A 20837-nucleotide genomic window follows, 5' to 3' on the forward strand; every position below is an offset into this window, starting at 1 on the left:
ATACGCATGAGTAGGTCTATGGACAGATACGGAGGGTAGAATTTTGAGAAAAATAAGGCTCAGCATCGCACAGAAACTAATTACTGCATTGGGAGTTCTAATGCTGACGTCTTATTCTTTGTTAGTTTCTTTCTATCTCACCAAGCTCTATCATACCAGCCTGGAGAAGGGCGAGCTGCTCGCGCAAAAGCAATCTATACAATATATCGACCAATTCACCACATCTATTAACACAAGTCTAGCATCTCTTACCACCATAAGAGATGCTTTGCTTCAAATGCGCTCGGATGGCGTGCAGAACCGTTCTTATGCCGTACATATGCTCGAAACCGTTATTCGCAACAATCCGGATCTGATTGGCTGTTATACGGTGTGGGAGCCGAATGCCTTTGACCGGAACGATTCGAAGAACCGTTTAGCGAGCGGCTATGATGACGAGACCGGGCGGTTTGTTCCTTATATCGTGCGTACCAATGACGGTATTAAAGCGATTCCGACCGTTGATTACAACATGCTGAATGGTGACGGAGATTTTTATCAGGTCGTCAAGCAATCGAAGAAATTCACTTTGTTTGATCCTTATCCCTACAATCTGAACGGCAAGGATATTGTCGTCACCTCGTTTATTCTGCCGATTCTTGATGAGAATGGTCAGTTTCTTGGGATTGTCGGCGGCGATATTTCGCTTCAGACGGTGCAGGACAAGATCCGCAGCATCCGACCGCTCGACGGCCATGCAAGCATTATTACGTCCAATAACTACTATCTGGCTAACGGCGCGTATCCGGACCTTGTTATGAATCCATATGAGATGTGGGAGGGCGGGGGCTCTATTAACGACTATAAGAAGAGCTTCTCCACCATCCAGTACACGCCGGACCGGCATGCGAACGGGCAAATGCTCCGGATGCTGATTCCGATTCGGATTCAGGACTTTACGTGGCATTTCGAAATGGTCATTCCCAAGGGCAATATGCTGACGCAATATTATTCGTCGTTGTGGAGCTCGATTCTGATAGCTGCCGCTACGGTTGTGCTGATGTCCCTGCTGGCACTGCTGATGCTTAAGAAAATTGTTCTGGAAAATATAAAAAAGGTCATTCAAGTTACTTCGGCCGTTGCGATCGGCAACGAAAAGCTGAAGCTCGATATCCGGTCGAACGACGAGTTTGAGACGATGGCTAATCATTTTAACCGGATGGTTGATTTCCGCAAGGAAGCCGAGCATCTGATCCAGCATCAGGCGACCCATGATCTGGTTACCGGGTTCCCTAACCGTTACGGCTATTCGCGGCATGTGGAGACAAGAACGGGCAGTAGCGGGCAATTTGCCTTACTGTACATCGATTTGGACCGGTTCAAGATTATTAACGAGACCCTGGATTATACGATGGGAGATATGCTGCTGAAGCAGGTGGGCAACCGGATCGTTGAAGTAACGGGTCAGTCCGGGCGGGTATTCCGGTTTGGCGGTGACGAGTTTGTCGTGCTTTTGGACGAGATCAGCTACTTGGGACAAGCAACGGCAGTTGCGGCACGGATTTTGAGCGTTATTGCAGAGCCCATCAAGATGAAGGGAAGGCTCTTCTATCTGACGGCGAGCATCGGGATGAGCGTCCAACAGGAATGGACGCCTGAGTCTGGCGACCGTCTAGTGAAGGAATCCGATATCGCCCTGTATGTAGCGAAGAAGCAGCGCAACACGTACAAGCTGTATTCTCCGATGATGAACGATGTTCCGAGCAAAGAACTTATTTTGGAGAACAGTATGTTCGAAGCGCTGGAGTCCAATCAATTCATGCTTCATTATCAGCCGAAGCTGGAAATTCGGACGGGCCGTATTTATGGGGTTGAAGCGCTGCTGCGCTGGAAGCATCCAGAGTTTGGCATGGTGTCTCCGCTCGAATTTATCCCGATTGCCGAGAAGACGGGTTTTATTATTTTACTCGGGGAATGGGTGCTCCGGTCAGCTTGCCGGCAGGTGAAGCAGTGGGAGCAGATGGGGCTGGATTCGGTACTCGTCAGCGTAAATATGTCCATGCTTCAGTTCCAGCAGAAAGACATTGTATCTAGCATCAAATCGATTATTGCGGAGGCGGGCGTTCGGCCGGAGCAGATCGAGCTGGAACTGACGGAATCGATCTTTATGGAAAATCCGGAGCATACGCTGCGAATTTTGCATGAGCTGCAAGGGCTGGGCTTAAAGCTGTCTCTTGACGATTTCGGTACGGGATATTCCTCCTTAAGCTACCTGCAGAACATTCCGATTCATTATTTGAAGCTGGATAAATCCTTTATCCGGGGAATTGTGACGGATATCCGCAAACAGATGATCTTTAGATCGATCATTGTTATTGCTCATAACCTCAATATGAAGGTTGTGACGGAAGGCGTGGAGACGGCTGAAGAGCTGCAGATTATTAAAGAGCATAATTGCGATCTGATGCAGGGTTATTTGTTCAGCCCGCCGGTAACGCCGGAACGTTTCGTTGAATTGTTCCGGTCTAACAAATGCCCGGATGAATAAGGTGCAAAGGAAAGGGCGCTCCCCCGTCATGATGACGTGAGGAGCGCCCTTTATGATTAAATGGTCCATTGAGAGTGTACGATGGCGCAAACGTACCAAGCGCCGTTATGCTGCTCGAGGACAAGGATCAGACTTTCCCAATCCATGCCGCTAAGCTTCGGATCAAACCCGCTGAAATAATAATCGAAGTAGGTGCTGTCCGGGTAAATCTCCCCGATATTGACCAGCGTATTGCCTTGGCTAAGTATTTCGTTATGGCCGACCTTTTCGGCCTCCGCGAAGTTTTGATCGTATACGAACCTTTTGAAATAATCCCGGAACGCAAGACTGATCGGTTCGCCCGAGCCGTCGTAACGTCCCCATTTATACAGCTTTGGATCATCCCAATCAGGCAGCTCGCCGGCTGTGAAGGTTAAGGCGGTATCTTTCTCGATATGACCATAAGGAGAGAACAATAGCCCTTTCCCGGGGTGGATATAGCTGGACAAGTTTTCCAGATCCTGCTGCTTTAGGGCGTTGATAATAGCTTTGGCCGCTTCTTCAGCAGTTGTTGCCGGCGTCGAAGATGGAGATGGAGTTGGCGTGGGTGTAGATGTAGGCGCAAGCGTAGGTTCGACCGAAGGCTCGACGGTTGGTGATGCTGAAGGCGCCGGAGATAGCGAATTATCGTTCCCTCCAAGACCAAAACATCCTACAAGTACTAGCATGACGGCTAAAATGCATAATAGACGCCACATAAGCCTCACTCCATTTCAGCTTATTTTATTTTATCTTACCTGTTTTCTTCACCTATTAAACGGGAATTCAACCTGGATGTTGCATCTATGTTAGTTAACCGCTATTGTACGGCAATATTTTAGGAAATGGGCTTTGGGCGGTCCTTCATGTACGCGGTTGGCGTTTTGCCGGTCTCGCGCTTGAAGATTCGCTGGAAGTAAGACAGGTCGCGGTAGCCGACGGACTCCGAAATTTCCCCTACCGTAAGGGTGGAATCCACAAGCAGATAGATCGCTTTTTTCACCCGCGCTTTATGGACGTATTCGCTGATAGTTTGTCCGGTAACCCGCCGGAAAAGCGTCGCCGCGTAATTCGGACTTTTGCGGATATACTCGCCAAGCTCTTCTTTCGTAACTTTCTGTTGGTAGTAGTTCATGATATAGCTCTTCATTCTTTCGACCTGCTGGTGGGCGGCGGATGTAGCCGGTCCTTCATCAAGCTCTCTATTCCAGAGGGCCAGGCATTCGTACAAGATGGCAAGGCCAAGCACATCGGCATACAAATGCTTCTCCGTCCATTCGTTATGCATGGTTTTAATCCGCTCCAGGATCAGCTCATACGCGCCGGTTCTCGATTTCACCCAATGATTATTCTGCAGGAGCGGGAGCGGCGGAGTATCTGCGGTAAATTCTATGACATATTTCTCATGGAACACGGTAGGCACACATTTGCCATAATACGATTGGCAGGCCGGAATGTATAATAGATCGCCCTTTTCTAAAATGATTTTCTCGTTTCCGACCCAATACAGGGCCTTGCCGTAACTCGCCAATACAAGCGTGGATGCGCCCTCCGGGCGATTGCCGTTGTCGAACCAGTCGGTACCTCTGTCTTGCCTGACTTGCTGCAGCGTAAGCATGTTGACCCATGCCCTCCAATTCTTGAGAGTACTATATTTCTATAAGAGTACTATATTTCATAGTCGATTGGGAAGAAACGAGCTACAATAAGATTATTCTTGTTTACCACAAATACAGATTTGTACAACCAGGAGGAATCAGCGACATTATGCGCAAGACAAAAATTGTTTGCACCATGGGACCGGCATGCGAATCGACGGAAGTATTAATTGACATGATTAATGCGGGGATGAACGTTGCCCGTTTGAATATGGCACACGGAGAGCTGGAGGATCATGCGGCACGTATTGCGCGTATTCGCGAAGCTGCTGCGGCTACGAACAGTATTGTTGCGATTTTGCTTGATATTAAAGGTCCGGAAGTGCGGATCGGCAAGCTGGAGGAAGCTTCTTACCTGCTGAAGGTTGGAGAGAAGCTGACGCTGACTACGGAAGAGATTATCGGTAACGGCGAGCGCATTCACGTGAACTATGCGGAGCTGCCTCTGGTCGTGAACCCTGGCAATAAAATTTTGCTCGACGATGGCCTTATCGAAATGGAAGTTGTATCGGTTAACGGAACGGAAATCGAGTGCGTCATTCTGAATGGCGGCGTAATTAAAGCGAGAAAAGGCGTCAACCTGCCGGGTATCCGCACAACGCTTCCTGGCGTAACGGAACGCGATATCCGCCATATCCAGTTCGGCATCGAACAGCAAATTGATATTATCGCTCCTTCCTTTGTGAGAAGAGCGGAAGATATTTTGCAAATCCGCGAGCTTCTTCATGACGGCGGCGCAGGGCATATCCAAATCATCTCGAAGATCGAGAATGAAGAAGGCGTTAATAACCTCGATTCGATCATCGAAGCTTCGGACGGCATCATGGTTGCCCGCGGCGACCTTGGCGTAGAAGTACCGGCTTGGGACGTACCGATGATTCAGCGCGAAATGATCTCGAAATGTAACACAGCGGGTAAAGTAGTCATTGTTGCGACGCAAATGCTTGATTCGATGCAGGTTAACCCTCGCCCATCCCGCGCGGAAGTAAGCGACGTTGCGAACGCCGTCCTTCAAGGCACGGATGCGATTATGCTTTCGGGCGAGACGGCTGCCGGCAAATATCCGGTAGAATCGGTCAGCATGATGGCTTCCATTGCGGTGAAGGCGGAGTCCATGATGGATTACTTCGATGAGTTCCAACAGCGCAGAGGCGCTCAACCAACAACGATTACGGAAGTAATTAGCCAAGCGGTTGTAAGCTCGTCTTTGGAGCTGAACGCAAAAGCTATCGTAACGCCAACGGAGAGTGGGTTCACAGCCCGTATGGTATCGAAATACCGTCCAAAATCGCCAATTATCGCGGTTGCTTCGGATGAGAAGGTTCTGCCTCGCCTGGCTGTTATGTGGGGAGTTATCCCGGTGAAAGGTGGCCGACCTAACTCGACGGACGATATTTTTGAATCGGCATTAACAAACGGCGGCAGCACGGGTCTCCTGGAGAAAGGCGACTACGTTGTTATTACAGCGGGTACGCCAACAGGCAAAGCCGGCGCTACCAATCTTGTGAAGATCGCGCAATACGGCCTATAAAAGCGATAAAAAATGGCGAAGAACGCCCCTTGGATCATCTGAACGAGATGATTCCGAGGGGCGTTTTTGCGACTAAATAAACCCCTTCCCAAGCCGGGAAGGGGCTTATTGTATGTCCGTTTAGGTGTTGCTTACGGGAGTTGTGGAGGGAATGGGAGGTTCGCTGGCAGTCTCGCGGGTCTCGCTTGAAATTTCTTCTGATTGCTCTGCTGAGGCTGATGCAACTGCCGGATGCTCCTGAACCGGTTCTGCTCCGGCGCTAGCCGCAGCCGCTTCAGCAGCCGCCGCTGCTTGGGCAGCTTTCTTTTTGCGATGCCTTCTCCGGAAGAACAGGAACAAGACAATCAACGGGACGGCAATAGCGAACAAATAATACGATGCGTTATGAACCATCTTTTCGGCCGCTTGGCCATAGAAGTAAATAAGACCGCCAACTAGATAAAACTTTGCCGCTCTGCCTACAGCCGCGTACATAATAAGGCGCCATAAAGGAAAGTTCAGAGCGCCTGATAAAATCGTGAAAACCTTGAATGGAATGGGAGTGAAAGAACCGATCAGTACAGCGGTGTCTCCATTTTTCTGGAACATGTTGGTGGCAGATTCGACCCATTCCTTCTTAAGGATTTTGTACAGGATGGAATTGCCTAATAATTTGCCGATGAAATAGCCGATAGGGGTGCCTATCAAACAACCGATATATCCTACGGTAGCCAGCATAAACGCGTCATGCGGATTTACTAGGCTTAATGGAACCTGGAGGAATAAAGCCGGTATTGGAAAGATGATTGCATCAATCATAGAATGAACGAACAAACCCCAGGGGCCAAATTTCATTAGGAAGTCTACAATGTCTTGGAGCATGAAAATGGCACACACCTCTCTACGCATGGAAAGCCGTAGTTAATTATACGATAGTTTAGGACTTAGGTTTCACTTTTTTTTCTGGTCACGAAAGAAATATAAGTAAGTTCCTTTTTTCGACGGCTTTTCCTACCCCGTTATTCTGTCTCGATACTTCCATGTTCAATTATGTTACTTGTATGTTAGTTTATATAACAGTATAATCTACTAAAATTTCTCAAGTAAACAGGAAAAATGAAGAAAAACTTAGATAAATACTGATGTTAACGCTTAACTGGCTCAAAATGATATTTGTTAATATATGTGACATAAAATAGACTTGTAGATGTTCGAAGTAAATAGATAGAATAGGGAGGAAGACAAATCATGACAAACGTTGTAAGAGGTGTGTTGGGTAAGAGGTTTATTGTACTGCTTGTGCTGCTTTCCATGGCGGCTGGGACGGTCGGGATCGTTGTTTCGAGAAACTTGGCGAACGCTGCCGAACCTGTGCAGCTTCCAACGTTCAACATTCCGCCTGTCTCGGCAGAATTCGAAGCTTCGGAAAAGCCGAATGTTCTTGTTATTGCTACCGGGGGTACGATCGCGGGAGCGGCAAGAAACGGCGACAAAACAAATTTCCAGAACTATGCGGCAGGTACTTATACGATGGCGGACATGGTCTCGCAGCTGCCGGTACATAAAACCGCCGACGTATCTACTTTCCAGTTCGGCAATAAAGGCTCAGGCAGTTATTCGATAAAAGATCTATATGATCTCTCCCTGGCGGTGGATACCGCGCTTGCGGACTACGACAGCGTAGTTGTAACGACGGGGACCGATACGATGGAGGAAATTGCTTATTTTCTTGACCTGACGGTCCGCAGCGAAAAGCCCGTAGTCGTTACGGGAGCGATGAGACCTTGGGACGTGATCGGAACGGATGCTCCGGCTAACCTGTACCAGGCCATCAAGGTGGCAAGCAGCAATAAAACAAAATGGTTTGGTACGGTACTGATGCTTAACGACGTGATCTATGCGGCGCGTGAAGTAACGAAGACAAACGCGCATCGTCTGGATACGTTTGATGCCCCGATGTTTGGCGCACTTGGCTATGTAGATGATCCGGCTGTGCGGATTTACCGTGCGCCTGCAAGAGCGATCAAAGCCGGCACGGACGGATGGGCAACCCCGTTTGATCTGAAAACGATCTCCAAGGACAGCCTTCCAGTTGTCGAAATTGCTTATAGCTATCAAGAGGCAGGCGGCGGCGCAATCCGCGGATTTGTTGAAGACGGCGCGAAAGGGATTGTAACGGCGGGAACCGGCGCTGGCGGCATCTCTTCGAAGATGAGTCAGGCGCGTTCGGCAGCGATTCAAAAAGGCGTAGTATTTGTTACGACAACCCGGACAGGCTCCGGTACGATGTATGACAGCGGAACAAGCGCAACGATTGGCGGGGATAACCTGAATGCGGCGCATGCCCGTATGCTGCTTCTGCTTTCGTTGGCATTCACAAGCGACTTGCCGACTATCCATTCCTGGTTCCAATCGTTTGGTACGGGAGATGTTGAAATTTCGGTAGACGAGAATACGGTCTTGAAAACTTCAATTGAAGAAGAAGCGTTAGTGGAAGAGCCGGTTGTAGAGGTACCGGCATCGGAAGAGCCTTCCGTTGAACCTTCGGCTGAACCGTCTGCCGAACCGGTAGAGACGGAGCCGGTAGAATCCGTACCTGCAGTAGAAGAGCCTGTTGGCGTGAAATAAACAGGAACCGTACACGAAGGGAGGGTAACCGGATATGACTGTCATCAGCAATAATCGAATGCTGCGGAGATTTCTCTCTCCCCTGCTGATCCTAGCGCTTCTTTCCGGCTTTATGGGGTATGCGCGAGCGGCGGAAGAAGCAGCTCCACAGCTTCCTACTTTTGATATACCCGCCTTATCGGCGGAGTCGATAGCTTCATCGCTGCCCAATATTATGGTCGTTGCAACCGGAGGTACAATTGCCGGTGCGGCATCTCGCGGCGATAAAACAAACTTCCAGAACTATGCGGCCGGCACGTACAAAATGGCGGATATGGTCGCTCAGCTTCCCACGCATAAAAATGCCGACGTCTCGACTTTCCAATTCGGCAATAAAGGTTCGGGCGGCTATTCGATGAAGGATCTCTACGATCTGTCCCTGGCCGTCGACCAAGCTCTTGAAGTTTACGATGGCGTTGTGGTTACAACGGGTACGGATACGATGGAGGAGATCGCTTATTTCCTTGATTTGACCGTGCGCAGCGAGAAACCGGTTGTAGTGACCGGAGCTATGCGGCCATGGGATGTTATCGGAACGGACGGCCCGGCAAACCTGTATCAGGCAATTAAGGTGGCGGCAAGCAACAAGACCAAATGGTACGGCACGGTTATTATGCTGAACGATGTCATTCAGGCAGCGCGCGAAGTAACCAAGTCGAATGCCCATCGCCTCGATACCTTTGATACTCCGATGTTTGGAGCGCTTGGATATGTCGATGATCCTGCCGTTCGGATGTACCGGCTGAATGCCCGGGCTTTGAAAGCGGGAACGCCGGAATGGTCTACCCCGTTTGATCTTCGGACGATTTCGAAGGATGATCTGCCGCTTGTCGAGATAGCCTACAGCTATCAGGAAGCGGGTGGCGGAGCGATTCGCGCCTTAGTAGAAGACGGCGCCAAAGGGATTGTTACTGCCGGAACGGGAGCGGGAGGCATTTCCTCGAAGATGAGCCAGGCGCGCAGCGCGGCGATTCAGAAAGGCGTTATCTTTGTTACGACAACCCGGACAGGCTCGGGCACGATGAGCGGCAGCAGCAACGGAATTATTGCCGGGGATAACCTGAACCCGCAGCATGCTCGCATGATGCTTCTACTGTCGCTGGCCTTTTCAAACGATTTTAATACGATAAAAGATTGGTTTGAGACGGTTGGGGCGCAGGATATCGTGATGGACGATGCGGCTCCGCCGGTATGGCCGGCAAATGCGGCGCTTACCTCGGATGCGCAGACGACGGACAGCATTGCTTTAGGCTGGCCGCAAGCAACGGATTTGACCCGCGTAGCGGGTTATGCGATCTATAAAGGAACAGAGGAGACGCCTCTTGCCAAGGTTGCTTCCTCCGTAAGAACGTATACCGCAAAGGGTCTTGGTTCCAATACGTCTTATTCCTTTACGGTCAAAGCCTTTGACGATAAAGGAAATGAGAGCGTTGGCCTGGCCGCTACATTTAAGACGGGCTCAACTGGCTCCGGATCAGGCGGTGGAGGGACAGTCACTCCTCCAAGCAGCAACGAACTTACTGTTCCGTCCGGCGGATCCGGCGAGCTGAGTGTCTTCGACAACAGCCTTACGGTGAAGGTGCCAAGCGGGGCAGCCAAGGAACAGCTTATCATCACCATTCAAAAGCTGACGCAGGCGGGCGGACTTATCGATGCGGATGATGTATTGCTGTCTTCGATATTTGAAGTAGTCAAAAATAAAGCGGGTAACTTCCTTGTCCCTGTAACGCTGACCTTCAAATTTGACGCCTCGCTGGTCAAGGAAGGCAAAAAGCCGTCAGTCTTCTATTATGATGAGGCTAAGAAGCAATGGATTGAGATGGGCGGAACGGTTAACGGCAGCACGATCTCCGTAGCAACCGACCATTTCACGAAGTTTGCCGTATTTGCGGTGGATGCCGGACCTGCTGCACCTGACTTCTCCGACATTGCCGGACACTGGGCGGCAGCTTCAATCCGGAGCGCGGTATCAGCCGGTATCGTGAACGGCTACAACGACGGTACCTTCAAGCCGGAGCTTACCGTAACCCGCGAAGAGTTTATCGCGATGCTGATGCGCGCGCTTAAACCTGCTGAGCCGGGAGCGGACTTGACCTTCAAGGATCATGCTTCAATCGGCGCATGGGCGAAGGCTGCCGTTGCGCAAGCGGTCAGCGCAGGAATTACGGGCGGTTATCCGGATGGAACGTTTAAGCCGGGAAATAAGATCAGCCGCGCCGAGATGGTCGTGATGATCGCGAAGGCTCTCAAGCTGACAATAGCGGAAGAGGCCGTGACGAGCTTCTCCGACAATGCTGATATCCCAGCATGGGCAAGAGGCGCGGTGAAAGCGGTGGCGGACAAAGGCATTATCCAGGGCCGTCTGAACAATCGTTTCGTTCCTGCGGGAACGGCAACCAGAGCGGAAGCCATTACGGTTATCATGAAGCTGCTCGATACCAAATAAGATGCGATAAAAGCTGCTCTGCAGGGTTCACACGGCCTTGCGGAGCAGCTTTTTCAAATTATTACTAATACAAGCTCCAGCTTGTCAAACTAGTCCGCATAATTGGCCAAGTCCCCTCATAGACATGTTACCAGTGGGAAAAACATTGTGAAGAGGGGATGATTGTAATGCGTCGCATGACATGGGCAGCGGCAATCTTGTTAGTGTTTTCACTCGTACTTAGCGCATGCGGGAAGAAGGACGCCGAGTCCGTTGTCAAGGAGCTCGACAAGGTTGTGAACAACATGGAGAGCTACCAAGGGACAGGCACAATGAAACTTCATACGGGCCAGCAGGAACTGACTTACAACGTAGAAGTTTCTTACCAGAAGCCCCATTATTACCGCATTAAATTAACGAATGCAGAGAAGGATATTACACAAATTGTTCTGCGCAACGATGACGGCGTGTTTGTTCTTACGCCGCGCCTGAACAAAGTGTTCCGCTTCCAAAGCGACTGGCCGCAAAATCAAGGGCAGGTATATCTCTATCAGACGCTTATTCAAAGCATTCTGACAGACAACTCGCGCCAGTTCGCGGTTGACGATAAATCCTACGTCTTTGATGTCATGGCTAACTATAATAACGGCACGCTCGCCAGACAAAAAATTTGGCTGAACAAATCGGATTACAAGCCGGTCCAGGTTCAAGTCAGCGATGCAAATGCTTCTGTCATGGTGCAAGTAGACTTTACGAGCTTCGAATTTGGTCCAAGCTTTGATAAAACAACGTTTGAGACCGAAGCAAACATGAAGTCTTCGCCTTCGAGCAGCGGCACCAGCGAGCAGCCGACACTTGCGGATCCGGATCAAACGGATATGAATGGCAGCGCAAACGGCACTTCCGAAGACAGCAAGGATGCCGTAACGCCGGATAAATCCACGGACTCGAAAGACGACAGCAAGGCTGATGGCAAGACGGATGATAAAGCAACAAAAGATGACGACAAAAACGCGGCGGCGGAAGATGAAGAGGATGCTGACGACACGGCAGCCAATCCGCAGGCGGATGCGGCAACCAATCTCCAAGTTATGGTGCCGACAGACCTTCCGGAAGGCGTTGTTATGAAGGATAGCATGGATATCGTATTTGGCGGCTTGCCTGGCGTTGTATCCCGCTATACGGGTACTTACGACTTCTCGCTGATCCAGACTCAGCCTAAAGACATGGCGGCTACGTATTCGGGCGGAAGCTTCCTTGATCTCGGATTTACGATTGGCGAATTGACCGGCGGAGACGATCAGAAGACGCTCACATGGATCGTGGACGGCACTGAGCTTCGTTTGACAAGCAGTACGCTTCCTGAGACGGAAATGATCCGAATTGCCCAATCCGTTCAAGTGGATTCGACTAAATAAAACGCATCAAAAGCAAAGCCGAGGAAAATTTTTTCCAAGACGTGCTATCCGATTAAGGCCGCCATTTCATTGACAGCCCAAGCGACAACGTATAACATTAATCCTATTGATGTTTACAGTTGCTCGGGATTGCTCGGGGCTGCCGAATGAGGAGAAGGTGAACCGACTTGGAATCGTATTACCGCCCGACAAGGGTAGAAATTTCGCTTGATGCGCTGAACCGTAACCTGCATGCGTTCCGCGGCGCTATGCCTGAAGGGCGATTGCTGATGGCTTCGGTCAAAGCGAACGCGTACGGGCATGGCGCAGTGGAAATTGCCCGCGAAGCAGAGCGGTTCGGCGTTGATTATTTGGGCGTAGCCTTTCTGGATGAAGCGCTCCAGCTTCGTCATGCCGGGATTGCTACCCCGATTCTCGTGCTTGGATTTGTTCCGGCGGATGCGCTCGCTATCGCACGCGACAAAGATATAACCATCGCGCTTTTCCGCGAGGATATTTTGGAGGCGGCGGCAGCTCTTCCGGCTCAAGCCGATGGCAAGAAGCTTAAAGCTCATATTAAAATTGATTCCGGAATGGGACGTCTCGGGATTATCGGCAAAGATGAAGCGATCGCTTTTATCCGCAAAGCGCTTGATGTTCCGCAGCTGGAGATCGAGGGCATGTTCACTCATTACGCAAAAGCGGACGAGACGGACAAAAGCTATACCCGCCAGCAATATGAGCGTTTTCATGCTGTTGCGGAGTATGTGCGCAGCAATAAACTGCCAATCCGCATCCTTCATGCAGCCAACAGCGCGGCAGGCATTGATACGCCGGAATATGGAGGCGACATGGTCCGCCTGGGTATCAGCATGTACGGTCTTTATCCTTCGGATGAAGTAAGCCGCGAGAGAATCAAGCTTGAACCGGTGCTTTCGCTTAAGTCGGAAGTTGTCATGGTGAAGAAGACGCCTCCAGGCTGGGGAATCAGTTACGGTACCCGGTATGTGACCAAGCAGGAAGAATGCATTGGCACGCTGCCTATCGGATATGCCGACGGATTCAGCCGGATGCTGAGCGGTAAAGCCCATGTGCTTGTACGGGGAGTTAAGGTACCTGTGCGGGGAACAATCTGCATGGATCAGTGCATGATTGCTTTGGATCCCGCGTCAGCGGATGCAGCTGTAGAGCCGGGCGAAGAAGTTGTGCTGATCGGAAGGCAAGGCGGGGAAGAGATATCGGCGGAGGAGCTTGCTTTGCAGCTTGGAACGATCAACTACGAAGTAACCTGCATGCTTGCAGCCCGCGTACCTCGCGTCTATGTAAGAGACGGACAGGTGGCGGCGGTATCGAATCCGCTCGTTTTAGGTTAGGAATTATTTGCTAATAGCAACTTTTCGCGAAAAATAGAGGATTTCCGTTGTCGATCGCGAATTAGTTAAAGCAAATTTGGATATGCTCGGAGATGCAGTAAAATCATGCAGCATATTTGATATACGCATAACATAGCTATGTTAAAGTATAGTGACAGCGAATTATTGTAATAATGAATATTAATGGTTTTGGAAAAGTTTTGGGGGTGCTAGTTCGGTGGCCAATATGCAGAACACCAAGAGGATCATGATCAGCTTGCCGGATCAATTGCTGGAGGAGGTCGACGGCATCGTCGCCAAGGAAAATTCCAACCGCAGCGAGTTTATTCGGCAGGCCATGAAGCTGTATCTTGTGGAACGAAAAAAACGGCAGATCCGTGAGTCCATGCAGCGTGGGTATCTGGAAATGGCGAAGATCAACTTGAACATGGCCTCCGAAGCTTTTCAAGCGGAGGAAGAAGCCGATCATACGTTAGGCCGTCTCGTAAGCGGGGTGTAGAGGTTGATCGTAAAACGCGGAGATGTGTTTTTTGCGGATTTGTCACCAGTCGTCGGATCGGAACAGGGCGGAGTAAGACCCGTATTAGTTATTCAGAATGATATCGGCAACCGCTTCAGTCCGACGGTTATCGTCGCGGCCATTACGGCGCAAATCCAGAAAGCCAAATTGCCTACGCACGTTGAAATGGAAGCGGCGGCTCACGGCTTCGACAGAGACTCCGTCGTGCTGCTTGAGCAGATTAGGACGATTGACAAGCAGCGTTTAACCGACAAGATCACCCACCTGGACGATGAAACGATGCGTAAAGTGGACGATGCTCTGCTGATCAGCGTTGGATTAATCGATTTTTAAAAGCAGGGATTGAACAAGGATAGCCATGTGCTGTCCTTGTTTTTTTGCATGAATCGTCGCATAATAGCGAATTTATGGATAATTTGAAAAAATCTATAGACAACTATTTAATAATTTTGCTATTATATGGTCAATTGGTTGTTAAATTACATATACGTGCACGGCTTAGCGAAGAACGCTAGCAGATCAGCCTTATTAAGGCTACTGCTGCGTTCTTTTTTTTGTCGCCGGGCGGACTAGAGAGGGGAGAGTCGATGAACAGAAGGAGAAATGCAGGCATTGGATTGCTCGCAGCTTTGCTGTCGGGGGTTCTGGTGTATGGCTTGTTCCAGCTGCAGAAGCTGCAGGTTACCCGCGGGGAAACGGTGGAGGTTATTGTGGCCAAGCAGTTTGTTGAAGCAGGCAGGCGGTTAACGGAAGCGGATATCGCATACAAACGTATTCCCCGAGAAGGTTACGAGCATGAGATGCTGGTTGACGCCAAGCAGGCAGTAGGCATGGAGACCGTTATTCCGCTAGGGACAAACGAACCGATTCTGGGCTGGAAAATCGATAAGTACCATCTGCTGCCGACAGGCTTGGAGTCGACCTTTCAAATTCCGCGCGACTATGTCCGCTCCATCTCTAACGGCATTCGCGCCGGCGATAAGGTAACTGTCTATTTGTCCGGCGAGAATGAGCCCTCCAGGCGGATATTTGATTCGCTTGTGACGGTCGCGTCGGTGAAATCCTCAAGCAACGTGGAAATTGATAATATGAAGGATCCTAATCTGCTGTCGCTGGCAGAAGGGGATAAGGAACGAATGTATGCTTCCCGGCGAGATGCAAATGGCATGATCGAATACATTAACTTGAATCTGACAGAATCGGAGTGGCTGCAGATCGACGGTTATTGCAAGGACGGTCTTCATAAGCTGGTTATCGCCTACAGTCCGGAATCGATGCAGCTGGGGGAGGATCCTACGTGAACGTGATAGCGGCACCTTTAATCACCTTTGTTGGGACTACCCCGAATATTGGCACCACCTCGGCCGCATTTGCCGCGGCATTTCGGATGGCGGAAGCAAGCGGCAGGCAGATTGGTTATTTATGTCTTCATCTAAAGAGCGCAAAGCTTCACCGGTATTTGGGCATTGCCGAACCGGCAGTGACGCTGGACAAGCTGAGGCCGGAGTTGAAATCCGGTTCATTGACGCCAGGCAAGCTGCAGCGTGCGGTGCAGCCCGTTAGAGGAATGCCGAATCTGCATGTATTGTTCGGCAATATGCTGAGGGATCAGGCAGAGTTTTATTCGCCGGAGGAGATGAAGCATTTGCTGCAGATCGCCGGGCAGACTTTCGCAATGGTTATTATTGATGTAGGAGCTTACTGGGATAACGCGGCTACGATATGCGCTCTGCGTGAGGCGGATACGCGTATTATCGTCACTACCGATGCTTTGTCCCACTTCCAGGAAGACGGAAAACGCTGGATTTCGCAAGTATCGCCGCTGTTTGGATTATCAACGGAACAATACGATACGGTTGTCATTTACTCGCCATGGAGCACAGGAGGATATCGCATGAAGGACATTTGCAAAGAAATGGGCACATCGAAACTCGGAGAATTACGGTTTGGGCATCAATTCTACGCGCAGCTGGACAGCGGTCATTACGGGCAGTGGCTGAAGGAGGACCCTTCAGGCAAGCTTGCGATGCAGGAGGGCGCGGATCAGTTGATGGACCGCCATCATATACGCAGGGTAGCGCCAACACTTGCCGTACAACCTTGGTATCGCAAGCTGCTTGCCCACCGCAACGGAGTAGGCTCTTGAGCTCGGGGACAAGCAATTTTTCACCGTCGGATTATTCTGCACGGCTGAGGCTGGATCAATCTGCGGTCACGGATCCTTTGGATAGAGGAGAAGCGGCAGGACGCGGAGCGGATTTTGGAAGGCTGGCCGAGGAGATCAGGTCTTATCTGGCAGCCCCGAGAGGGTTGACGGAGGAAGAACGCCGGCAGTACAGCGAGACCTTGAACAGGGCCGTGCTTGGCTTTGCGTCGGAGAGGGAGCAGGTGCTCGCGATTATAGCCGATAGGCTGATCCGCCTCCGCATTCACCAATTGGACGGATACAAGCATCCCTACGCGACGCTTGCCGAAGCCTTGTTTGCGGAGGTGATCGGACTTAACGTGCTTGAGCTTGTGCTGGCGAGGAAGGACGGTCTCGAGGAAATTCAGGTTGTCGGCTCGCAGATTTATGAAGTAAGAGACGGTCAAACGATGCTGTCTTCCTATCGCTTCGATCATGAGCGGGACGTGGAGCGGATTCAGCAGAATCTGGTGCTGTACAACAATGACCGGATCAATCCGCGGAAGCGGTGGGCGGAAGTTATGCTGAGGGACGGCTCGCGCGTTACGATGACCGGCTTTGGCTTTACGTCCAAGCCAACCCTTACGATTCGTTTTTTTACGGTACGCAGCTTTAGTCTGGAAGCGTTATGCTCCGCACCTTACCATACGTTGAGTTTGGCGATGAGGAATATGCTGCTGGATGTGCTTGAGGCGCGGTTTAATCTGGTCATTATCGGCCCGACCAACTCGGGCAAGACGCATCTTATGAAGGCTTTAATCGCCGAGCTGCCGGATGAAGAACGGATCGTCACGATCGAAGGGCGGTTCGAGATGATGCTCGGGCGGGATTTTCCCATGAAAAATACGGTTGAATACGAAGCGGACGAGGATGATCCGCAGCACCGTGCCGAGCAGGCGTTCAAGCTGGCGCTCCGCCAATCCCCTCAGCGTATCGTGCATGCCGAGATCCGCGATATGGATGCCAATATTTATGTGCGCGCATGTACGAGGGGACATTCCGGAAGCATGACCACTGTGCATGCCAATACGCTGGAGGATGTGCCGGAAGCGATCACCGATATGTGCATGCTGGACGGACGCGGCATGAATCCGGAACGTTTGACGAAGAGGATTGCGGAATACGTTACCCAAGTGGGCATTGAGATGCGTTATTTGGGCGGCAGGCGGGTCATAGCCCGAATCGGTGAGCTGAGCTGGGCGAACAACGAAGTGAATGTCCGGGATTGGGCTCGATTTGATGAGACAAGCGAACAGTGGATATATCCCGAGAAGCCTTCGCCTAAAGCGAGGACGCGTCTTTCCGAGAGGGGCTGGCAGACTTGATCAGACTGTCTATCGCAGCGGCGGCTCTTCTGCTCTTCAGCTTGTGGTTTATATCCTTGTCCAGTTGGCTGCTGGTCTGGACGGAACGTCAGGAGCGAAGGGAAAGGCTGACGTATCAAGCGAGGAACCGTCTGGGCTACCGTTTGACCGAAAAATTGAAAAGATTCGAGCGGATATACCGCCACTTGTCCGAGCTGCTTGAGACGCTTCAGCTTAAGCTGAAGCCATCCGGTCTCATCATCGGATCCATACTGCTCTTGCTGGCCGGTGTTGCCGTTGGCGGTTTCTTTTTTCAGAGTATCAAAGGAACATTGTTATTTGGACTTGTTGTCGGTTGTCTGCCCTATACGATCCTGAGGGCAATGCTTGTCCAGAGACAGATGCAGCTGCAGATGGATTTTTTGCCGGCTATCGAGCTGTTCTACCAATGCTATTTGGTAACGGGAGGCCGCCAGGTTCGAACGGCTTTGCAGCGCACGGTTGAAGAGCGGAGATTGCTTGGCCCCATGCAGTCGGTGTTCGAACAGCTGTACCGGAACCTGTCGGTTCGCGGTGATGACGAGGCAAGCCTGCGCATTTTCTCGGCTGCGCTTGGCCATGTGTGGGGTGACTATTTCGTCAATATTATGCGGGTGGCCTTAGCCGAGGGATCGCCAATTGCAGAAAGCCTAAAGGAGCTGCTGGGAGATATGCGCAAGGCGCGGCGGGCGAACGAGCAGGAGCGTAATAAATTGCTGGAGATTCGGATTGCCAACTTCACGCCGGTTCTGTTCCTGGCATTTTATATCGGCATCAATGTCCGTTATAACCGGGAGAACTCCTATTACTACTACCTGATCGATCCGCAGGGCAGAGACATGCTGCTTAACGCCATTGTTCTTATTTTTGCTTCTTTCCTCATGGGACTTTGGCTGTCGCGCAAAAAGATGTAGAAGGGAGAATTGGGGCATTATGGACTTTATTATCCGCCTGCTTATTGCTGCCGGGGAGTTTCTGTTTGGTTTCCTGGGCGCTTATATGATTCTTCAATCCATGCCCCGAAGGAAGCCGAGATGGTTCCATCTGGACGCCTTGAATTGGCGGACGGAAGAAGTGCCAGGCAAGTGGTTGAAGCTGCTCCGTTTATCGCGTGAGGAGGATGCTTTTATCGAAAGGGCAACCCTTCTCGCAGGCTGCGGGGTTACCGCGGACCCGGCCTGGTACTCGGCGGCAAGAAGAATCTTGCTTTTTCTGCTCCCGGTCATTGCCGCCCTTTTCGGCGGCTTGTCTATCGCGCGGGGGGTATGGCTGTGTTACACGGTCGTGCTTGTTGGGTTTGTGCTCTTATATTGGGATCTGCCTTGGTTGCGCTCCTTCAGAAGAATTCGCGCGCAAAGGATTACGAAGGAAATTTATCTGATGAGCAATCAGTTGTTGTACCTGTCCGAGTCGGCTCTTCATATCCATACCAAGCTGACCCGCTGCATCCCGTTTACTCGGACGCTGCGCGGGGACCTGGAACGGCTGCTTGCCGAATGGTATCACGATGCGGAACAGGCGCTTCGCCGGTTCAAACACCGGATTGGCACGGAAGACGGCATGAGCTTTGTGGAAACGATTGACTCCTTGCGGCTTCACGAGAGTCCGGAATATTACAGGCTTCTCCGCGAGCGCATTCAGGATTACAAGGAGAAGCTGGAGCTTGCCAAGGAAAGCCGGAAGGAGTCAACCTCGTACTTTCTGTTTATCATTGCGGGGATCCCGATTCTATACACCTTCCAGATCTTTATTTACCCCTGGGTGCAGGAGGGACGCAAGCTGTTTGACTCCTTGGGCTGAGCGCTCAACAGCTCGAACTCGGGGGGAAATGCTGTGAAGGAGGTGAATCAAGATGCGAAATATTCTGATGACCGTCATGTTGCTTGTTGTCGTCATTATCCTGTTCAACAACATCATTGCTAACGATACAACCGGAACAAGCAAGCAGATTCAGACACAAGGCAGCTCGGCTAACACTAAGATCGGTTCTATGTTATCAACCGGTTCGAACTAAGGGGGAGCAGCGATGAGAGGTCTGCTAATAGCGATGCTGCTTCTGGTGACCGTCATTTTGCTGTATACGGGAATTACCGGAGGTGAAGGCGGCACGAAGCGGCAGGTGGAACGGTCCGGAGCGGCTATCGGCGCCTATATCCGGCAGATGAGCCCATGAGGAATATATTGGTATTTGTCTTATTTGCCGCTATGGTATGTTGGATGATGTTCTCGCCTATCTATAAGCATGTTCTGATTGCGAGGCAAGCGGTCATGCAGCAGGAGACCGATTATTTGCTGGAGGTTGGCGCCAGCGGAAGCTACGGTTATATCGATGCCGTCATGATGGAGCAGTCGCGGGAGCGGCTCGCCGCATTCGGGATGAGTCCTGAGCTTGTCCAGTTTGAAGTGACGGCAGATAACGGCCTTGCGGCGACAGATCCCGCCTCTCCGCTTCCGAGGGGCACCGGAATAATGCTGAAGATGAGCTATCCGTATGAGAATCTGTTCGAAATCGACCGGTTGATTGGACTGGAGCCTATCGCGGAGGGCAGCCGCATGCGGACGTTCGGAATGAAGATGAGCGAGTACATGCCGTAAGGCGTGGACAAGGAGATGCCATGTATAAGCTGTTGTTGATCGTATTGATGATGACGGTATGGGTATCGGCGCATTTTTTGCAAACGGATGAGGAAATGGCGATGAAGCTGCTCTATCAGGGCAAGCATGCGCTTAACCGCGCTGCCCATGCGGCATCGCAGCAGCTGGATCCCGCAGCAATGGCCGAGGGTGATCTGCGGATCGATCCGGAAGCTGCCGAATCGGCAGCGGCTGCTTATCTGCAGGCAAACCTGCAGCTTGACGAGTTGGGGAATCCGCTGCCGAACTCCCCTGTCCGTGAACGGGTGAATGTGCTTGTATTCGAAGTCATAAATAATGATCGCCTTTTTCCTTATGCATACAGGAACGATCAATATGATTACGAGGCAACTCTCGAAAGGCCGGGTGTCGTCCTTATTATCCATGTCGTTTACCCGCGTGCGTTTACGCTGCTTGGTCCAATCGAATGGGATATTAAAGGCGTATCGGAGCTGACGGTGAGGTAGCCATTACAAAGCCAATTTGAGTGAAAATTATTTTAAGGGGGCTAGAACGAAGCGATTCCTTTCGCTTCCAGTTGACGATCCATCATAAAATTGATCTAATAAAGGGGGAATAT

At 50.9% G+C, this 20837-nt stretch carries 20 protein-coding genes; 17 read left to right on the top strand and 3 right to left on the bottom strand.

Annotation, left to right across the window (positions count from 1 at the left end; all coding sequences use genetic code 11):
• The first annotated feature begins 100 nt into the window (after positions 1–100).
• Positions 101–2527: an EAL domain-containing protein gene (locus PJDR2_RS31770; RefSeq protein ID WP_049790024.1), complete on the top strand. Its 2427-nt coding sequence runs from the start codon at positions 101–103 to the stop codon at positions 2525–2527.
• 56 nt (positions 2528–2583) lie between these two features.
• Here the strand turns inward: PJDR2_RS31770 and PJDR2_RS05535 are convergent, their stop codons facing one another.
• The gene (locus PJDR2_RS05535; protein WP_015842692.1) at positions 2584–3264 is read right to left on the bottom strand and encodes a hypothetical protein; all 681 of its coding nucleotides are present in this window, start codon (positions 3262–3264) and stop codon (positions 2584–2586) included.
• Positions 3265–3383: 119 nt separating this feature from the next.
• Entirely contained in the window at positions 3384–4163 is a 780-nt protein-coding gene (locus PJDR2_RS05540; RefSeq protein ID WP_015842693.1) for an AraC family transcriptional regulator, read from the bottom strand.
• Between the two features lie 149 nt (positions 4164–4312).
• On the opposite strand from PJDR2_RS05540, the gene pyk reads away from it, so the two are divergent.
• The gene (gene pyk, locus PJDR2_RS05545; RefSeq protein WP_015842694.1) at positions 4313–5734 is read left to right on the top strand and encodes a pyruvate kinase; all 1422 of its coding nucleotides are present in this window, start codon (positions 4313–4315) and stop codon (positions 5732–5734) included.
• Positions 5735–5854: 120 nt separating this feature from the next.
• Here pyk and PJDR2_RS05550 read toward each other — a convergent pair whose 3' ends face one another.
• A complete protein-coding gene (locus PJDR2_RS05550; RefSeq protein ID WP_015842695.1) occupies positions 5855–6595 on the bottom strand; it encodes a YqaA family protein in 741 nt (246 codons plus the stop codon).
• Between the two features lie 366 nt (positions 6596–6961).
• On the opposite strand from PJDR2_RS05550, the gene PJDR2_RS05555 reads away from it, so the two are divergent.
• From PJDR2_RS05555 to PJDR2_RS05615, 15 genes are all read left to right on the top strand, one after another.
• The gene (locus PJDR2_RS05555) at positions 6962–8341 is read left to right on the top strand and encodes an asparaginase (protein ID WP_015842696.1); all 1380 of its coding nucleotides are present in this window, start codon (positions 6962–6964) and stop codon (positions 8339–8341) included.
• A gap of 34 nt (positions 8342–8375) precedes the next feature.
• Complete coding sequence (locus PJDR2_RS33720) at positions 8376–10826, top strand: asparaginase domain-containing protein (protein ID WP_015842697.1); 2451 nt, start codon at positions 8376–8378, stop codon at positions 10824–10826.
• A 167-nt stretch (positions 10827–10993) separates the two neighbouring features.
• Entirely contained in the window at positions 10994–12223 is a 1230-nt protein-coding gene (locus tag PJDR2_RS05565; RefSeq protein WP_015842698.1) for a LolA family protein, read from the top strand.
• 167 nt (positions 12224–12390) lie between these two features.
• Positions 12391–13575, top strand: coding sequence for an alanine racemase (alr, locus tag PJDR2_RS05570; protein ID WP_015842699.1), 1185 nt, complete (start codon positions 12391–12393; stop codon positions 13573–13575).
• Between the two features lie 217 nt (positions 13576–13792).
• Complete coding sequence (locus tag PJDR2_RS05575) at positions 13793–14074, top strand: CopG family ribbon-helix-helix protein (protein WP_041613299.1); 282 nt, start codon at positions 13793–13795, stop codon at positions 14072–14074.
• Positions 14075–14077: 3 nt separating this feature from the next.
• Complete coding sequence (locus tag PJDR2_RS05580) at positions 14078–14428, top strand: type II toxin-antitoxin system PemK/MazF family toxin (RefSeq protein ID WP_015842701.1); 351 nt, start codon at positions 14078–14080, stop codon at positions 14426–14428.
• A gap of 254 nt (positions 14429–14682) precedes the next feature.
• Complete coding sequence (locus tag PJDR2_RS05585; protein ID WP_015842702.1) at positions 14683–15396, top strand: SAF domain-containing protein; 714 nt, start codon at positions 14683–14685, stop codon at positions 15394–15396.
• Positions 15393–16241, top strand: a complete 849-nt coding sequence (locus tag PJDR2_RS33415) for a hypothetical protein (protein ID WP_015842703.1) — start codon at positions 15393–15395, stop codon at positions 16239–16241. Before PJDR2_RS05585 ends, PJDR2_RS33415 begins: the two co-directional genes overlap by 4 nt.
• A complete protein-coding gene (locus tag PJDR2_RS05595) occupies positions 16238–17605 on the top strand; it encodes an ATPase, T2SS/T4P/T4SS family (RefSeq protein WP_015842704.1) in 1368 nt (455 codons plus the stop codon). The genes PJDR2_RS33415 and PJDR2_RS05595 overlap by 4 nt, the downstream gene beginning before the upstream one ends.
• Complete coding sequence (locus PJDR2_RS05600; protein WP_015842705.1) at positions 17602–18537, top strand: type II secretion system F family protein; 936 nt, start codon at positions 17602–17604, stop codon at positions 18535–18537. The genes PJDR2_RS05595 and PJDR2_RS05600 overlap by 4 nt, the downstream gene beginning before the upstream one ends.
• A 19-nt stretch (positions 18538–18556) precedes the next feature.
• A complete protein-coding gene (locus PJDR2_RS05605; protein ID WP_015842706.1) occupies positions 18557–19423 on the top strand; it encodes a hypothetical protein in 867 nt (288 codons plus the stop codon).
• A gap of 52 nt (positions 19424–19475) precedes the next feature.
• On the top strand, positions 19476–19637 hold the full coding sequence (locus tag PJDR2_RS33080; protein WP_015842707.1) for a hypothetical protein: 162 nt from the start codon (positions 19476–19478) through the stop codon (positions 19635–19637).
• Positions 19638–19649: 12 nt separating this feature from the next.
• A complete protein-coding gene (locus PJDR2_RS33085) occupies positions 19650–19796 on the top strand; it encodes a hypothetical protein (RefSeq protein WP_015842708.1) in 147 nt (48 codons plus the stop codon).
• Positions 19793–20218: a hypothetical protein gene (locus tag PJDR2_RS05610; RefSeq protein ID WP_015842709.1), complete on the top strand. Its 426-nt coding sequence runs from the start codon at positions 19793–19795 to the stop codon at positions 20216–20218. Before PJDR2_RS33085 ends, PJDR2_RS05610 begins: the two co-directional genes overlap by 4 nt.
• Before the next feature lie 20 nt (positions 20219–20238).
• Positions 20239–20724 carry a hypothetical protein gene (locus PJDR2_RS05615; RefSeq protein WP_015842710.1) on the top strand — a complete coding sequence of 162 codons (486 nt, stop codon included), beginning with the start codon at positions 20239–20241 and terminating at the stop codon, positions 20722–20724.
• Positions 20725–20837 lie beyond the last annotated feature (113 nt).

Source organism: Paenibacillus sp. JDR-2 (genome assembly GCF_000023585.1).
Classification (GTDB): domain Bacteria; phylum Bacillota; class Bacilli; order Paenibacillales; family Paenibacillaceae; genus Pristimantibacillus.

What these genes read in the sequence shown, in the direction of transcription:
- PJDR2_RS31770 (WP_049790024.1), top strand. Translation starts at nt 101, where the DNA reads ATGCTGACGTCTTATTCTTTGTTAGTTTCTTTCTATCTCACCAAGCTC.
- PJDR2_RS05535 (WP_015842692.1), bottom strand. Translation starts at nt 3,264, where the DNA reads ATGTGGCGTCTATTATGCATTTTAGCCGTCATGCTAGTACTTGTAGGA.
- PJDR2_RS05540 (WP_015842693.1), bottom strand. Translation starts at nt 4,163, where the DNA reads ATGCTTACGCTGCAGCAAGTCAGGCAAGACAGAGGTACCGACTGGTTC.
- pyk (WP_015842694.1), top strand. Translation starts at nt 4,313, where the DNA reads ATGCGCAAGACAAAAATTGTTTGCACCATGGGACCGGCATGCGAATCG.
- PJDR2_RS05550 (WP_015842695.1), bottom strand. Translation starts at nt 6,595, where the DNA reads ATGCTCCAAGACATTGTAGACTTCCTAATGAAATTTGGCCCCTGGGGT.
- PJDR2_RS05555 (WP_015842696.1), top strand. Translation starts at nt 6,962, where the DNA reads ATGACAAACGTTGTAAGAGGTGTGTTGGGTAAGAGGTTTATTGTACTG.
- PJDR2_RS33720 (WP_015842697.1), top strand. Translation starts at nt 8,376, where the DNA reads ATGACTGTCATCAGCAATAATCGAATGCTGCGGAGATTTCTCTCTCCC.
- PJDR2_RS05565 (WP_015842698.1), top strand. Translation starts at nt 10,994, where the DNA reads ATGCGTCGCATGACATGGGCAGCGGCAATCTTGTTAGTGTTTTCACTC.
- PJDR2_RS05585 (WP_015842702.1), top strand. Translation starts at nt 14,683, where the DNA reads ATGAACAGAAGGAGAAATGCAGGCATTGGATTGCTCGCAGCTTTGCTG.
- PJDR2_RS05605 (WP_015842706.1), top strand. Translation starts at nt 18,557, where the DNA reads ATGGACTTTATTATCCGCCTGCTTATTGCTGCCGGGGAGTTTCTGTTT.
- PJDR2_RS33080 (WP_015842707.1), top strand. Translation starts at nt 19,476, where the DNA reads ATGCGAAATATTCTGATGACCGTCATGTTGCTTGTTGTCGTCATTATC.
- PJDR2_RS33085 (WP_015842708.1), top strand. Translation starts at nt 19,650, where the DNA reads ATGAGAGGTCTGCTAATAGCGATGCTGCTTCTGGTGACCGTCATTTTG.
- PJDR2_RS05610 (WP_015842709.1), top strand. Translation starts at nt 19,793, where the DNA reads ATGAGGAATATATTGGTATTTGTCTTATTTGCCGCTATGGTATGTTGG.
- PJDR2_RS05615 (WP_015842710.1), top strand. Translation starts at nt 20,239, where the DNA reads ATGTATAAGCTGTTGTTGATCGTATTGATGATGACGGTATGGGTATCG.